The 15,051-nt window shown below is 44.1% G+C and carries 19 protein-coding genes; 7 read left to right on the top strand and 12 right to left on the bottom strand.

Features of this window, described 5'->3' with window-relative positions; all coding sequences use genetic code 11:
* Positions 1-36 precede the first annotated feature (36 nt).
* Positions 37-777 carry an SURF1 family protein gene (locus ABYB02_RS03870; protein ID WP_372761145.1) on the bottom strand — a complete coding sequence of 247 codons (741 nt, stop codon included), beginning with the start codon at positions 775-777 and terminating at the stop codon, positions 37-39.
* A 14-nt stretch (positions 778-791) separates the two neighbouring features.
* On the opposite strand from ABYB02_RS03870, the gene ABYB02_RS03865 reads away from it, so the two are divergent.
* Positions 792-1,100, top strand: a complete 309-nt coding sequence (locus tag ABYB02_RS03865; protein WP_372761144.1) for a DUF2909 family protein — start codon at positions 792-794, stop codon at positions 1,098-1,100.
* On the opposite strand, the gene ABYB02_RS03860 is transcribed toward ABYB02_RS03865, so the two are convergent.
* The 5 genes from ABYB02_RS03860 to lexA all read right to left on the bottom strand — a co-directional run bounded on the left by ABYB02_RS03860 (position 1,000) and on the right by lexA (position 6,371).
* Complete coding sequence (locus ABYB02_RS03860; RefSeq protein WP_372761143.1) at positions 1,000-1,875, bottom strand: cytochrome c oxidase subunit 3; 876 nt, start codon at positions 1,873-1,875, stop codon at positions 1,000-1,002. The genes ABYB02_RS03865 and ABYB02_RS03860 overlap by 101 nt on opposite strands.
* Positions 1,876-1,910: 35 nt before the next feature.
* Entirely contained in the window at positions 1,911-2,441 is a 531-nt protein-coding gene (locus ABYB02_RS03855) for a cytochrome c oxidase assembly protein (RefSeq protein WP_372761142.1), read from the bottom strand.
* Positions 2,441-4,033: a cytochrome c oxidase subunit I gene (ctaD, locus tag ABYB02_RS03850; protein WP_372761141.1), complete on the bottom strand. Its 1,593-nt coding sequence runs from the start codon at positions 4,031-4,033 to the stop codon at positions 2,441-2,443. Before ctaD ends, ABYB02_RS03855 begins: the two co-directional genes overlap by 1 nt.
* A complete protein-coding gene (coxB, locus tag ABYB02_RS03845; RefSeq protein ID WP_372761140.1) occupies positions 4,033-5,175 on the bottom strand; it encodes a cytochrome c oxidase subunit II in 1,143 nt (380 codons plus the stop codon). Before coxB ends, ctaD begins: the two co-directional genes overlap by 1 nt.
* A gap of 578 nt (positions 5,176-5,753) precedes the next feature.
* Positions 5,754-6,371, bottom strand: coding sequence for a transcriptional repressor LexA (gene lexA, locus ABYB02_RS03840; RefSeq protein ID WP_372761139.1), 618 nt, complete (start codon positions 6,369-6,371; stop codon positions 5,754-5,756).
* A gap of 287 nt (positions 6,372-6,658) precedes the next feature.
* Here lexA and ABYB02_RS03835 point away from each other — a divergent pair, with 287 nt between their 5' ends.
* Together ABYB02_RS03835 and ABYB02_RS03830 are read left to right on the top strand one after the other, a co-directional pair.
* Complete coding sequence (locus ABYB02_RS03835) at positions 6,659-7,111, top strand: SRPBCC family protein (protein ID WP_372761138.1); 453 nt, start codon at positions 6,659-6,661, stop codon at positions 7,109-7,111.
* A gap of 90 nt (positions 7,112-7,201) precedes the next feature.
* A complete protein-coding gene (locus tag ABYB02_RS03830; protein WP_372761137.1) occupies positions 7,202-7,645 on the top strand; it encodes a PaaI family thioesterase in 444 nt (147 codons plus the stop codon).
* Positions 7,646-7,647: 2 nt separating this feature from the next.
* Here ABYB02_RS03830 and ABYB02_RS03825 read toward each other — a convergent pair whose 3' ends face one another.
* On the bottom strand, positions 7,648-8,028 hold the full coding sequence (locus tag ABYB02_RS03825; RefSeq protein ID WP_372761136.1) for a hypothetical protein: 381 nt from the start codon (positions 8,026-8,028) through the stop codon (positions 7,648-7,650).
* A 233-nt stretch (positions 8,029-8,261) separates the two neighbouring features.
* Here ABYB02_RS03825 and ABYB02_RS03820 point away from each other — a divergent pair, with 233 nt between their 5' ends.
* Both ABYB02_RS03820 and ABYB02_RS03815 read left to right on the top strand, forming a co-directional pair.
* Positions 8,262-8,981, top strand: a complete 720-nt coding sequence (locus ABYB02_RS03820) for a hypothetical protein (protein WP_372761135.1) — start codon at positions 8,262-8,264, stop codon at positions 8,979-8,981.
* Between the two features lie 84 nt (positions 8,982-9,065).
* Positions 9,066-9,719: an endonuclease gene (locus ABYB02_RS03815; protein ID WP_372761134.1), complete on the top strand. Its 654-nt coding sequence runs from the start codon at positions 9,066-9,068 to the stop codon at positions 9,717-9,719.
* An 81-nt stretch (positions 9,720-9,800) separates the two neighbouring features.
* Here the strand turns inward: ABYB02_RS03815 and ABYB02_RS03810 are convergent, their stop codons facing one another.
* Positions 9,801-10,697, bottom strand: a complete 897-nt coding sequence (locus ABYB02_RS03810; protein ID WP_372761133.1) for a LysR family transcriptional regulator — start codon at positions 10,695-10,697, stop codon at positions 9,801-9,803.
* Between the two features lie 119 nt (positions 10,698-10,816).
* Here ABYB02_RS03810 and ABYB02_RS03805 point away from each other — a divergent pair, with 119 nt between their 5' ends.
* On the top strand, positions 10,817-11,383 hold the full coding sequence (locus tag ABYB02_RS03805; protein ID WP_372761132.1) for an NADPH-dependent FMN reductase: 567 nt from the start codon (positions 10,817-10,819) through the stop codon (positions 11,381-11,383).
* A gap of 12 nt (positions 11,384-11,395) precedes the next feature.
* On the opposite strand, the gene ABYB02_RS03800 is transcribed toward ABYB02_RS03805, so the two are convergent.
* The gene (locus ABYB02_RS03800) at positions 11,396-11,836 is read right to left on the bottom strand and encodes a TerB family tellurite resistance protein (protein ID WP_372761131.1); all 441 of its coding nucleotides are present in this window, start codon (positions 11,834-11,836) and stop codon (positions 11,396-11,398) included.
* Between the two features lie 97 nt (positions 11,837-11,933).
* Here ABYB02_RS03800 and ABYB02_RS03795 point away from each other — a divergent pair, with 97 nt between their 5' ends.
* Positions 11,934-12,293, top strand: a complete 360-nt coding sequence (locus ABYB02_RS03795; RefSeq protein ID WP_372761130.1) for a hypothetical protein — start codon at positions 11,934-11,936, stop codon at positions 12,291-12,293.
* Positions 12,294-12,295: 2 nt separating this feature from the next.
* Here ABYB02_RS03795 and ABYB02_RS03790 read toward each other — a convergent pair whose 3' ends face one another.
* The 3 genes from ABYB02_RS03790 to leuC all read right to left on the bottom strand — a co-directional run bounded on the left by ABYB02_RS03790 (position 12,296) and on the right by leuC (position 15,031).
* Positions 12,296-12,889: a hypothetical protein gene (locus ABYB02_RS03790; RefSeq protein WP_372761129.1), complete on the bottom strand. Its 594-nt coding sequence runs from the start codon at positions 12,887-12,889 to the stop codon at positions 12,296-12,298.
* 142 nt (positions 12,890-13,031) lie between these two features.
* Complete coding sequence (leuD, locus tag ABYB02_RS03785) at positions 13,032-13,631, bottom strand: 3-isopropylmalate dehydratase small subunit (protein ID WP_372761128.1); 600 nt, start codon at positions 13,629-13,631, stop codon at positions 13,032-13,034.
* Positions 13,631-15,031, bottom strand: coding sequence for a 3-isopropylmalate dehydratase large subunit (gene leuC, locus ABYB02_RS03780; RefSeq protein WP_372761127.1), 1,401 nt, complete (start codon positions 15,029-15,031; stop codon positions 13,631-13,633). The genes leuD and leuC overlap by 1 nt, the downstream gene beginning before the upstream one ends.
* Between the last annotated feature and the right edge of the window lie 20 nt (positions 15,032-15,051).

Below are 15,051 nucleotides of genomic sequence, written 5' to 3'. Positions count from 1 at the left end.
GGTATGGCACAACAGCCAATAAACAATAACAACGGATTAACTTTCATCTTGTGTCCTTTTTTTACTGGCAAAAACAGCCACTACAATGCATGCCAGCGCAATTAAAAACCATTGCAGTGCGTATGCATTATGCTTTTGTGGGCTCATTACCACCGCTTGATAATGGGGTACCCCCAGCTCATCACCTGTGCCTTGTCGATAGGCCATAAAGCCTTGCAAGGGCTGCTGGCTTTGCGCGCTCAACTGCTTTAAGTCGATGGTTTGAATGCGCTTGGCTAAATCAACCTGGCGGGTGCTATCGGCTAAACTAAAGCCGCTAAGATTATTTTCTTTTATTTGTGCTTGAAGCGTATAGGGTCCACTTGGGAGTGTGACTTGAGGAAGTGTATTGCGCGACATCGGGGCTTTTAGCCAGCCTAAGTTAACTAATAGAGCCGCGCTATGTTGCTGTGGTTTAAATAAGGCCAGTAAGTCGTAACCCACCTGACCATTATAGATTTTGTTGTCTAATAACCAGTAGTGTTTGGGGAGAAACTGGCCGGTTAACTGCACTAATAACCCGGTTTTATTCCAACTGCTAGGCAGTGCTTCCACTTGCTGCCAGCTCATCACGCCGTGTGTTTGTAGCTGCGCAATAGCGACAAGCTGCTGTTGTTTTTGTTCACCTCGCTCTAGTTGCCAAAATCCTAGGCGCACGCACACCAATACCACCAATAACACCATGCAAATTGTGAGTATTGAGCTAAGCTTTTGTTCACGCCATCTAATTAACTGCATAAAGGGTCAACCTAGTGATTATTAAAATTATTATTGTTTTGCTACTACTGTTTATACTATTTAACTTGTTTCGTGCATTATTTATTATGGTTTCGAGTGGTACGCAACAGCGTCCTATGTCGCACTTTTTAGGTCGTCGTGTGTTATTGTCGGTGGTTGCGTTAGTGATAGTGATTGCTGCGGTAAAGCTGGGCTTTATAACAGCGAATCACTCACCATTAGTTACAGCACATACACAAATACAAACAAACACAGCCATACCACATCAACAAAGTGCCAATACCAAGCAGCAGCTTGAAAAGCAAAGTGTTTTTCTTTGCTAAAATGGCCTTTTAAAATGCGTAATAACACCACGAATAAAATAATGGTGCCCAAGGTCACATGCATGCCATGAAACCCGGTAAGTAAAAAGAAGGTACTGCCGTAAATACCCGCATCTAAGGTTAAATTAAGATCGTTATAGGCATGTACATACTCTTCTACTTGTAAGCCTAAAAATATTGCCCCCAGTAAAATGGTCAGTGCTAAAAATAGTTTTAGTTGTCCGCGTTTGTCGCTTTCTATTGCCACATGAGCAAAGTGTAAAGTCACCGATGAGACTAACAAAATAATCGTGTTAATCAGCGGTAATCCCTGCCACCCCATGGCTTGAGTGGTATCTCCACCTGGGGTGGTTACTAGCGGCCATACCGCTTCAAAAGTAGGCCACAGCACCTCGTGGGTCATGGCGTTATTACCGGCGCCTCCTAACCAAGGCACAGATAACATGCGGGCATAAAACAGCGCGCCAAAAAAGGCCATAAAAAACATCACTTCAGAAAAAATAAACCAACTCATTCCTTGACGAAACGAGCGATCCATTTGCGCTGAATACAGCCCTTGTCCCGCCTCGCTAATGACATTTTTAAACCAGCTAAACAACATGTATAGCAGCACGGCAATGCCGGCATACAGAATGTAAACGCCACTGCCGCCTTCTTTGCCGGCACTCATTACGGTAAGCGCCGCGCCTACGGCAATAAAAAACAGTGCTATTGCACCAACAATGGGCCACGGGCTTTGCTCAGGTACATAATAATGCTCATAGTCTTGCTTCATTTTATTCGCTCCTCGTTGCATATTAGTGGCTTAAGCTAGTTAGTACTGGCAACTAGCCGATCACTAATATCAAACACCGTATAAGATAAGGTTAGCTCTTCAATATCACTTGGTAGTGCCGTATCGACATAAAACAGTAAGGTAAATTCTAGTTCTTCCCCTGCTTTGAGTGGCTGTTGATCAAAACAAAAACAGGCTATTTTATGTAAGTACTTTGCTGCTCTGCCAGGCGATACCGAAGGCACTGCCTGCATAACTTTATCTAAGTTGCTATTATTTTTAGCGCTAAACATCACCTCGCGCATCGCGCCAGGATTTACCGCAACACTGTATTCTTTTGATTTAACCGCGAACGGTGCGCCACTTTGTGCATGCGTGGTAAAGCTTACGCTCACTTCACGGTCTTGCGTTACCTGAGTGCTTTGCGCCGCTTGCTCTAGTGAAGGCTTACCATTAATACCGGTAATATCACAAAACACGTCGTACAAGGGCACTAAAGCAAATGCAAAGGCAAACATAGCTAAGCAAATAACCACTAATCGTTTTAGTAATGGCGCATGTATCATTATTTTATTTCCGGTGGTGTAGAAAAGGTATGGTACGGTGCAGGTGAATCCACCTCCCACTCTAGCCCTTCAGCGCCTTCCCATACTTTTGCAGGGACTTTATCGCCGCCTCTGGCACATTTAACGACCACAATGACAAACAATATCTGCGACAAGCCAAAAGCGAAGCCACCAATACTAATAATGGCGTTGAAATCGGCAAACTGCAGCGCATAATCAGGAATACGACGAGGCATACCCGCAAGCCCAACAAAGTGCATTGGGAAAAACAGCACGTTTACACTGACCAACGAGAGCCAAAAATGCCACTTAGCCAGCGTAATATTAAACATATTACCGGTCCACTTAGGCAGCCAGTAATAGGCCGCGGCCATAATCGAAAATACCGCACCGGTCACTAACACATAATGAAAGTGTGCCACCACAAAGTAAGTGTCGTGATACTGAAAATCAGCAGGGGTAATCGCCAACATTAATCCGGAAAAACCGCCCAGAGTAAATAACACGATAAAAGCAATACTAAACAGCATCGGGACTTCAAAAGTAATCGAGCCGCGCCACATAGTGGCCACCCAGTTAAATACTTTTACGCCGGTCGGCACCGAAATAAGCATAGTGGCGTACATAAAAAACAGCTCGCCTGCCACCGGCATCCCGGTAGTAAACATATGGTGTGCCCATACGGTAAAGCTCAGTAAGGCAATCGACGCAGTGGCGTATACCATAGAGGAGTAACCAAACAACTTTTTACGTGAAAAGGTCGGCACTATGGTCGAAATGATACCAAACGCCGGTAAAATCATGATGTACACTTCAGGGTGACCAAAAAACCAAAATATATGCTGGAACATTACCGGGTCACCGCCACCCGCGGCATCAAAGAAGCTAGTGGCAAAGTATTTATCGGTTAGTACCATAGTGACCGCGCCGGCGAGCACCGGCATCACCGCAATTAATAAAAAGGCAGTGATCAGCCACGTCCATACAAACAAGGGTACTTTCATCCAGGTCATGCCTGGAGCACGTAAATTTACTATGGTCACAATAACGTTTATTGCCCCCATAATAGAGCTAATGCCCATAATATGAACGGCAAACACAAACATCGCGGTATTGTCATTACTGTAGGTGGTGGAAAGCGGCGCATAAAACGTCCAGCCAAACGCAGGTCCCCCACCGGGCATTAACAACGAGGCTAATAAGATTAAAAACGCAAACGGTAAAATCCAAAAGCTCCAGTTATTCATGCGTGGCAACGCCATATCAGGCGCACCAATCATCAGCGGTACCATCCAGTTTGCCAACCCAGTAAACGCGGGCATAACCGCGCCAAATACCATGATCAAGCCATGCACTGTGGTCATCTGATTAAAAAAATGCGGATCGACCAGTTGTAAGCCCGGTTGAAATAACTCGGCGCGGATCACCATCGCCATCGCGCCACCAATAAAAAACATGGTTAGCGAGAAAATTAAGTACAAACTGCCTATATCTTTATGGTTAGTGGTATATAACCAACGTTTAAACCCTTTAGCAGGATGATGCGCGTGATGAGCTTCATTAACGTCTTGTTGTTCTACTATGCTACTCATTAGTTCGCCTCCCCATCGGCATCAAGTGCTGCCTGAATTTCACTTGGTTGAATTACATCACCGGTTTCGTTACCCCATGCGTTACGTTTATAGGTAATCACGGCAGCAAGTTGCTTAATAGAAAGTTGTTTGGCAAACGCTTGCATCGCGGTGCCTGGTCGGCCATGAATAATTATATCGATATGATCTTTAATATCCCCTAATACAATCGGGCTGCCTTTAAGCGCCGGAAATACACCTGGTAAACCCATACCCGTCGGTTGGTGACACGCAGCACAGCTAGACATATATACCTGCTCGCCTAAGGCCATTAGCTCTTCTTTGGGCAAGGTTTGATCAAGCAATGCCGCATCGGCCGCAGCCGCCTGTTGTTTAGCTTGTTTTTCATTAGCAAGCCAAAGTTCAAAATCAGCGGCGGATTTCGCTTCGACCACGACAGGCATAAAACCATGATCTTTACCGCATAACTCAGCACATTGGCCGCGGTAAATACCGGCTTCATTTATATTGGTCCAGGTTTCGTTGATAAATCCCGGGTTGGCATCTTTTTTAACAGCAAAATCAGGCACCCACCACGAGTGAATGACATCGTCGGAGGTCATTAAAAAACGGATCTTTTTATTAATCGGTAATACCAGTGGCTTATCTACCTCTAGTAGGTAGTTAGGGTTCTTGTCGGCAAGGTTGGCGATTTCGTCTTGAGAAGTGGCCAATATTGAGTAAAACGCGACATCTTCGCCCATATACTCATAATGCCACTTCCACTGCGAGCCGGTAATTTTTATCGTCAGATCGGCTTTACTCGCATCTTCCATCGCAATCAGGGTTTTCGTTGCCGGCACTGCCATCGCAATTAGAATTACAAATGGAATGGCAGTCCAAAGTATTTCTACCTTAGTGCTTTCGTGAAACTGAGCAGGTACTGCTCCTTTAGACTTGCGGTGATGGATAAGTGCCCAAAACATAACGGCAAATACAATCACCCCAATCACACAACATATTAAAAATATGATCATGTGTAGTTGATAAACATCATTACTTATATCGGTTACGCCTTTACGCATATTAAATTGGCTATTAGCCAATAACTGCTGCGGAAAAATAACTAATATAAGCCACAAGGTAGCGCTAAGTTTACCCATGTGACGGCTCCTTTAATACGGTTGCGAATGCAAAACGAAGAGACTTAAACGCCCATTCATTATTTTTATTTTTTATAGATGCCGGATTAATAAATATCTGTTCTCAAAACTACAGTGCTGTGAGTTATTGTTAGTCCAGCCCATTAACAATTAGTTAATAACTAACCAACAAGCAAGTTTTAGAATGAAAAATAAACAAATAATATTAAGGGATTAGCGCAAATGTATGTAGGAATAAGCCGTTCGATTGCGTGTAAAGCGCGCTGCATCAAGGGTTACCCATGAAATGGCAGGTTAGTGGCTAGCTAAAAATAAATTTTTCAAAACTAACACGATAAAAAACAAAACGTTAATTTATGCTAATCGCTTTAGCTAACAGTTAGTTTCTGGCAAACCCATTAGCGCGATCACTTTTACCCTGAATTGCGGAAAATAGCCCCTTTAACCCGCATTAAGAGTGCACTACTGGGTGATAGCTGTGCTGCGGTCGGTGCCGTGTTATTATTGGCTTGCAGCGCAGTGATCGCGAGGCAAAAAAAATGCGCACTAAACAGTGCGCATGCTTGGTATTAAAAAAATTACATCCAATCTGCGTTGCGTATCACCCCAACGGCTAAACCTTCTATATTAAACGACTCGTTTTCAAGGTCGACTTCTATTGGCGAAAAGTCTTTATTTTCGGCATGTAGCAACACTTTGCGACCGGCTTTTTCTAGGCGTTTTACCGTTACATCGTCGTCTACGCGCGCCACTACCACTTGGCCGTTTTCAGCAACTTGAGTCCGGTGTACCGCTAATAAATCGCCATCCATTATGCCAATGTCTTTCATACTCATGCCATTAACACGCAATAAAAAATCAGCTGCGGGTTTAAACATTAGCGGGTCAATTTTACAGTGGCTCTCAACATGCTGTTGCGCCAAAATGGGTTCGCCGGCAGCAACGCGGCCAATCAAAGGTAAACCAAGTTGTTCTGGCTCATCTTCTTCAATAAGCTGAATACCACGACTGGCGCCGGGCTTCATTTTTATTACGCCTTTTTTTGCTAGCGCTTTCAAATGCTCTTCTGCGGCATTGGCACTTTTAAAGCCCAATGTTTGCGCTATTTCTGCTCGTGTAGGAGGCATACCAGTGTCTTTAATAAACACTTTAATAAGTTCGAGTATTTGCGCTTGGCGGTTCGTTAATGGTCGCATACAACTGGTTTTCCATACAGTACATTTAACTGTGAGTATATACAGTTATTCGAAAATCGCAAATTTAAATTCCCCCCTGTGCTTTGCAGCCAAAGGCAGCCTTGGTCTAAGCTTACAGCAAAGCAGTTAATTACAGATTACATTAACGGCTCACGACAATGTCAGCATTACACGGCATTGCGATTTGTTAACATACTTGCTAAGTTGCTGCTGTTAATAACAATTATACTTTACGCTAGGTATTTAATAGGCGTCAGCGTCATTACCCTAGTCCAACGGAGAGTGTTATGCACATTAAAGTCGCGGTCATAATCAACAGCCCGAAACGAAAAGTATGGGCAGCAATAACCAACATCGACAATAGCGCTAATATGCTCTCTAGTGTTATTGACGCTAAGGTTATCGAGCAACCACAACACGGGTTAATCGGCCTTAAATGGCAAGAAACACGCAAAATGTTTGGTAAAGCTGCCACCGAAACCATGTGGATCACCGATGCCGTCAGCAATGAGTATTACTGTACTCGCGCAGAAAATTGCGGCGCTATTTATACCACTAAGTTATCACTAACCGAAGCCGAGCCCGGCACTTGTTTAACCATGACTTTTGCCGCTAGCAGTGACTCTATGTGGGTGAGAATGATGTCGGCAGTAATGGGGTTATTAATGAACAGAACGATGCGCAACATGCTCAAAAAAGATCTCGATGAAATTAAATACTACGTAGAAAATAAAATGTAGCAGAGCCAGATGCAAATGTTGCTGCTCGGTGCCAGCTAACATATAGTGATGAAAAATCGTATTCTCGGTTGCCGTTTTCAAGGAGTTATAATGAGTATTTGGCATCAACCTATTACATTAGAGTTTTGTAAGCAGTTAGATCAAGGCCTAAATGGCCAAGGGACGTTGATGAAAACCATGGGGATTGAAATAACCGAAATTGGTGATGATTACCTAGTGGCCACTATGCCAGCAATTGCTGCGCACCATAATCCTATTGGTATGGTACACGGTGGTGCAAATGTGGTGTTAGCCGAAAGTGTGGCCAGCTATGCGGCGAACTTTGTGGTCGACTTCAGTAAATTTTATTGTGTAGGGCAAGAGATCAGTGCCAGTCATTTAAAAGCCTCGCGCAACGGTACTTTAACCGCTACCGCAACCGCGTTTCATCTTGGTAAACGCAGCTCGGTATGGGACATCAAAATAACCAATAGCCGCGGTGAGCTTTGCTGCGTATCACGCATGACCGCAGCAGTAGTAGAGCGCAGAGGCTAACGCTACTTTTCTAACGGGTAAATGGTAATTTCCATGCCCGCACCAATCGCAGATATGCGTAACAAGGTATCTGCGTGCAGTGCTTGATTAAAACACTTAGGTGAAGTCCCCGACTCAAAACCAATATCAAACGTACGACGTGAACAACTTAACCACTGCTTGAGCGCAGCACGCGAGCACGATTCAATCAGCTCACATAAATGATTAATTGCTTTATCCGGTGAGCTTATTGCGCCTGCCACCTCAACACGTGCTAACTGACGGTATTCGTCTTTATCATAATGTAAAATAGTGGCGGTTTTTTTTAGGTCGGCTACCAGTACACTAATATCTTGCTTTGACTCTAGCTCTAGATCTACATTTAAAAATTGAATTTCCGACATTGTTTAATAACTACCCTCTAATAAGTTCGTGGTAAACTTTAACGCAATTTTACTGTTATACCAAATCAACTCTGCGCTAATAACCGTTTTTATAACCTCTCGCTGTAGGTGTGCGCCGCAGTTATTTTTCAAAAAATACTTTAACAACAACTTTTATATATTTATTTTTGCATACGTTTAAGCTGCTGTACTATGTAGCTGTAAGTTTATTATTAAATAATAAGAAGAAAAATATGTATAAAAAACTATTCAAGCCCGCTCGTAAACTACATAAATGGCTGGGCTACTTATTAGCCGTGCAGCTTTTAGCCTGGTTATTAGGTGGGCTCGTTATGAGCGCCATTCCACTGGAAAAAGTGCATGGTAAACATTTGGCTGAGCGCACATTGCCCAATCCTTTTACCCAGCAAAACTATACAGCTTCTTTAGATAAAATCACCGCGCAAGTCACCAATCCCACACACATCACGTTTGAGCACTTTTTAACAACCCCACTTATCACCGTGACTAACAACAGCGGCCAGCGAAGCTTTCATGGTATTAGCGGCGAGCCTTTTCAAGCCCCTACAAAACAACAAATTACCGCTAATGCGCAAGCACATTTATTAATTAACGCGCAGCCTATTAGCACCACTTTTATTGCTCAAGGCGATAGAGAAGCAGGCTACAACCCCCATATTTGGCAAGTACAATTTGACGACAGCATTAACACCACGCTGTATTTATCGGCCACTAACGGCAAAGTGATTACTGTGCGCAGTACCATATGGCGTATTTTTGACTTTTTTTGGATGCTGCACATTATGGATTACGATGCGCGAGAAAACTTTAATAACCTATTACTAATTAGCTTTGCTGCTACCAGCGTGCTGTTTTGTTTGTGCGGCATGCTATTGCTGCTACAAGGCATTAAACTTCGCAAATTTAAACGCCTGATACAGCGTACAAAGTAAACACCAAAGCAGCCGCAACGAACTTTATTTTTAGCTTACAACGCTATACACTTGCCGCTCCTGTAGTTCACCTATGTGATGGATATGACTCGATTTATTTTAGTCTTGCTGGCTGTTTTTGCCAGCTTTTCGCTCGCTGCCGAGCAGTTCACTAGTTTTTCCTCAGCAAAAAAACATTTAATTAAAAACCTGCCAGAAAATGCAAAAAGTATTTACTGCGGCTGCGATATAAAAAAACAAGGTAACAAGCTGGTTCCCGACCCAACACATTGCGGCTATGTACCGCGCAATGCTGTAACGCGCTCAGGCAAGGTTAATCAGCGTGCGCACCGTATTGAATGGGAGCATATAGTCCCTGCCTGGGAGTTTGGTCACCAACTACAATGCTGGCAACATGGTGGGCGGAGAAATTGCCGTAAGGTCAGTGAGAAATTTCGCCAAATGGAAGCCGACATCAATAATTTAGCCCCCGCTATTGGCGAAATTAATGCCGACCGCTCTAATTACCGCTTTGGTATGCTCAGCGAAAATACCAACCAATACGGCCGCTGTGAAGTAAAAGTAAACTTTAAACAGCGGGTAATTGAGCCGCCCTTTTATGCTCGCAAACAAATTGCCGATGCCTACGCGTATATGCAAAAAACGTACGGCTTAAAAATATCGGCTAAACAACAGCAGCTCTTTGATGCCTGGCAACGCCAAGCCTATGCGGCCAAAACCGATAGCAAAAAGCTGTAATATAAATACATCTAATAGCCAATCGCTACAAAATCGCTCGGCAGAGATTGGCTCAACAAGTACCCCCTCGCTGCCGTCGCATCAGCTCGCGTGGTCTTTGTTAAAGTAGTTTTTTAATAACTGACTAAACGCCTGCACTTTGGCGGTACGGTGTACTAAATGATGCGTCACCAGCCACACGTCTGTTGGCCAGCTTAACTCATTAGCTAATATAGGCACTAAATTAGCGTACTGGGCGGCAACATCTTGCTGTAAACCACCAATCCCCAGCCCTTTAATAATAGCGCGCGTGGCTTCCGATGTTTCTGATACGCGTAGCTTTATTTGTTGCGCCACAATATGCTCGTCAACCCATGCAAAATAAGGTACCGCCGCATTAAAACCCGCCACTCCCGAAATAAAGTTATGTTGCTGCAGCTCCTGCAGTGATTTTGGCATACCGTATTTATTAATATAACGCTGACTCGCATATAACCCCGAAGTCAGCTGCGTTAAATGCTGGGCAATATAATCACCTTCATCTGGCCTTGGTCCGGCGCGCACCGCAATGTGCGCTTGGCCATGGTCGAGACGTAAGCGTTTTTGCTCTAAAATCATTTCCAGTTGCACTTGTGGATGCTGTGCCTGAAATTGTTCGCACACGTCAGCCAATACATCCATAAAACCACTCACCGTGGTTAACAGTAAACTGCCGCGCAGTGTGCTATCGGCTGCCGCTATAGTGTTATGTAATTGCTCAAGCGAGTTGTCGATTTGCTGCGCCGTACTAAACAGCTTAGCGCCTATTTCTGTTACTTTATAGCCACGAGCGTGGCGATGAAACAAGCGCGCATTTAGGTTTTTTTCTAGGTTATTAATCCGCCTAAGCACCGTACTGTGGTGCACATTAAGCACTTCGGCTGCCGCGGTTAGCGTGCCTAAGCGCGCTACTTCAAAGGCTACCTTTACGTCTTGCCAGTCTTCAAATTCCACCGCCATACTAGCTCCCTTAAACTTGTGTGCGTATATGCACATAAGTGTTGCGTTTATTCGGGTTTTCTTCAAGTAAACTTTTGCTAAAGTAGCAACATCAAAACAATACAGACACAGGATAACCCATGACCGCACCAAAAATTATAGCTTTAGCTGGCAGCTTACGTAAAAACAGCTTCAACCAACAACTGATCAATGAAGCGGCGCGTGCTGCATTAAACACCGGCGCTGAAGTAGAAGTTATTACACTGAGTGAGCTCGACATTCCACTGTTCAACGAGGATATTGAAGCACAAGGCACTCCAACTGGCGTGCAATTATTAAAAGATAAACTACGTACAGCAGATGGTATTTTACTCGCAAGTCCAGAGTACAACGGCTCTATTACTGCTGCACTTAAAAATGCCATCGACTGGGCCTCTCGCACCGAACAAGGCGCAGTACCCGCATTTCGTAATAAAGTAGTGGCGTTATTTGCCGCATCACCGGGTGGCCTGGGCGGCCTACGTGGTTTAAACCACGTACGTGATATTTTAAGTGGAATTGGCGCACTGGTGCTGGCCGATCAACTTGCGGTACCTGCCGTACACACTGTGCTAGGTGATAATGGCGAAATTAATAATCCCGATACGGCAGAGCAAATCGCGGCGTTAGCACAGCAATTAGTCAGCGTTACCAGCAAACTAAACTAAACACCGCAGTTACTATTTTGTCGCCGCAATTTTCGCGGCGATAAAATCAACATGTGCCACATATAATAACCCAGCAATTTTACGAATAACGTACTCTTCGTGCGGATCTATATCACCATCGGCGTATGCTAAGCGCCACAGTAACTCAATTATTTCTATGCGCTGTGCCGCACTACAATGCTGATTAATTTGCTTTGAGAATTGATAGTAATCAACAGCATAATCTAAGCTGCTTTCCGCTTTATCGCTCAGTTCAGCCACTTCATCAGCAGTTAAATTAAAGTACTTTTTTAACGTGGCAGCCAGCGTATGCTGTTCATCTTGGTCAAGCTTATTATCGGCACGCATCACTTCAATTAACAATGCAGCCACCGCTGTTTTTAAATCATGCTCTTGCATGCTTGGTTGCTGTTGATCGAATCCAGAAAAAAGCTGTTTAATTTGTTTGAGCATCACACTTTCCCTTTTTGGGTGTTAAACTTAATGTAAATAGACTGCGTATAAGCTAATTACAATAATCGTAATAGTTCGCTACTTAAAGGAGTCTTTTATGAATGGATTAATTACCTCAAGCTTGATAGTAGCCGCCTCGGTACTCGCGCTGTTTAGTAGCGGGTTTGCCCACGCGGAACAAAGCGCCACAACTAAGCTCTACGACTTTGATAATAAAGTGCATTATTACCAAACAAAACTCGACGAAAATAATTATAAATTAGAGATCCAGTCTGACGACTACCCACACTTTGCTAACCAAAGTGTATTTTTACTACGTCATGCTAACCGCTTGTGCCTTAATAAAACCTTTATGCTAAAAGTACTGGAAGGGGTGCAAGAGTATGAGCGCTTTCCTACTAAACCCCGTGCTTACCAACCAGCACTTTCTGTATTGTTACAGTGTGAAGATGAGTAATATTAGTCTGTGTATCCCCAAGGCGCTGCTGGCGGGGTTATGGGCTTAGTTAAATCAAAATCCACTTTAAATTCGCGCCCTTGACGAATTAAACGATAAGTAAATACCTCAGGGTAAATATACATTTGCCAAGTGTTGCCCACCGACTGCGCTATTCCTTGGGCAACAAATAATTCTTTTGAATACTGATCGGCAGGAAACGACTGCATTTGTGCAAAGCCTGCATCATTTGTATGCCCACCATACATAGTTGAAATATCGTGGGAACCATCTTGATGACGATGATCGTGCTTTAAACTTAAGCCACTGCCGGTTTTAGTTATGATCCAAGTGCGCGAGGCATCATCACCCACATGAAATGGCACTTGCAGCTGATGCTCACTACATTTACGTACATGTATTACTAATTTTTTACCCGCAAACGAACTGGGGCCCGCGGCGTTATCAACACTGACCTTACCTGCATACGCTTTACCGCAATGTGCAGCAATATTATTAAAAAATGCATCGTGGCTGGCAATAGACACCAAAGGCGCAGGGCTTGCTACAACAGTTGATGACGCCAGTAATAAAGTGGCTGCCGTTAATAATTTCATTATATTTTCCTTATAATTGTTTTGCCGTACCATAGCTGTTTAACTGCACAAATAAAAGGCAAACGCGTTAAGCTAAAATTGTAAATATAAAAAACGCGACCTAAGCCGCGTTAATCAATACTTAAAACTATTAGCTTAATTATTACTGCCAAGGGCGTTCTGCAGCAAGTTGCTGCTCAAACGCATCTATTTGTGGGTTTAGCGTTTCGGTTACGCCAATAAAATCTAAGCCACTTAATAAACGCTCTTTTACGTCTTTACGAATATCAAAGCTGATTGGCGCAAATTTACTGCTATGTAGCGTTTGATTTTCAAGGTCGATGTCGATATGAATATCGTCATGCTGCTCAGTTAACACAAATAATTGTTCTAGCGTATCGGCTGGTAGTGCAATGGCGAGCATTTGGTTATTGCCACAGTTATTAAAGAAAATATCGGCAAAACTTTCTGCCAAAATCACTTCAAAACCGTATTGTTTAAGTGCCCAAGGTGCATGCTCTCGCGATGAGCCACAGCCAAAGTTATCACGGGTTAGCAATATTTGTGCGCCTTGGTAACAGGGGCGGTTTAAAACAAACTCAGGATTTGGCTCGCCGTTGTCGAGGTAGCGCCAGTCATAAAATAACGCCGCATCAAAGCCATCGCGGCTGGTTGAGGTTAAAAACTGCTTTGGAATAATTTGGTCGGTATCGACATTGTTTTTATCCAATGGGGCCATTAAGCCACTAAAATAAATGCTCATTAGGCTTCTCCTCTAATATCAACAAAGTGACCATGAATCGCTGCCGCAGCGGCCATTGCAGGGCTAACTAAGTGTGTGCGCCCGCCACGGCCTTGGCGTCCTTCAAAGTTACGATTTGACGTAGAGGCACAGCGTTTACCGGCCCCTAAGCGGTCGTCGTTCATCGCTAAACACATTGAACAACCCGGCTCACGCCACTCAAAACCAGCTGCTTTAAAAATATCGGCTAAGCCTTCGTCTTCGGCTTGTTTTTTTACTAAACCAGAGCCCGGGACAATTAACGCTTCAATACCGGCCACTACTTGCTTGCCCTCAACAATTTTTGCCGCTGCACGTAAATCCTCTATACGGCTATTGGTACACGAGCCAATAAATACCGTATCTACTTTTGCACTTGATAACTTTTCACCCGCTTTTAGACCCATGTACTTTAATGCGCTGCGAATCGCGTCGGCTTTAATTAAATCTGGCTCTTGCTCGGGGTCGGGTATGCATTCATCAACACCAATCACTTGCTCTGGGCTGGTGCCCCAAGTAATTTGTGGCTGAATGTCGGCAGCGTCTAACTCAACCACCAAATCAAACTGTGCACCGTGATCGGTTTTTAATGTTTCCCAGTACGCAACGGCGGCATCAAAGTCAGCCCCTTGAGGTGCAAAGGGACGACCTTTTAAGTAATCATAAGTAATCTGATCGGGCGCTATTAAGCCTGCCTTGGCACCCATTTCTATGCTCATATTGCATAACGTCATTCGCGCTTCCATTGAAAGCGCTGCAATGGCTGTACCACAAAATTCAGCCACATAACCGGTGCCACCAGCAGTGCCTAGTTTGCCAATAACCGCCATAATTAAATCTTTCGCCGTGACCGTGGGCCGTAATACCCCGTTAATTTGAATTTTTAATGACTTGGCTTTTTTCTGCTGCAGTGTTTGCGTGGCTAATACGTGTTCAACTTCTGAAGTGCCAATGCCGTGAGCAAGCGCCCCAAAAGCGCCATGCGTTGAGGTATGGCTATCGCCACACACTATGGTAGTGCCTGGCAAGGTCATGCCCTGCTCTGGCCCTATTACATGCACTATGCCTTGGTTAATCGACGTTAAATCGTAAAGCATAATGCCAAACTCTTTGCAGTTTGCAGCTAGCGCCATTAATTGATTTTTCGACACATCGCTGGCCGCATCAAGCGATCGGCTTTTTGTTGATACGTTATGATCCATAGTGGCAAAGGTTTTTTGCGGACAACGTACAGTACGGTTTTTTTCCCGCAAGCCAGCAAAGGCTTGCGGTGAGGTAACTTCGTGCACTAAATGACGGTCGATATATAGTAAATCGGTTTGTGCATTGATGCTGGCAACGGTATGTGCTTGCCAAATTTTATCGTATAAGGTGTGGGCCACTTGCTAATCCCCTAATATGT

Source organism: Pseudoalteromonas sp. (assembly GCF_041613455.1).
In the GTDB taxonomy this organism is placed as follows: domain Bacteria; phylum Pseudomonadota; class Gammaproteobacteria; order Enterobacterales; family Alteromonadaceae; genus Pseudoalteromonas.
The sequence above is the reverse complement of the archived record's forward strand: the minus strand, read 5'-3'. Positions and strand labels throughout refer to the sequence as shown.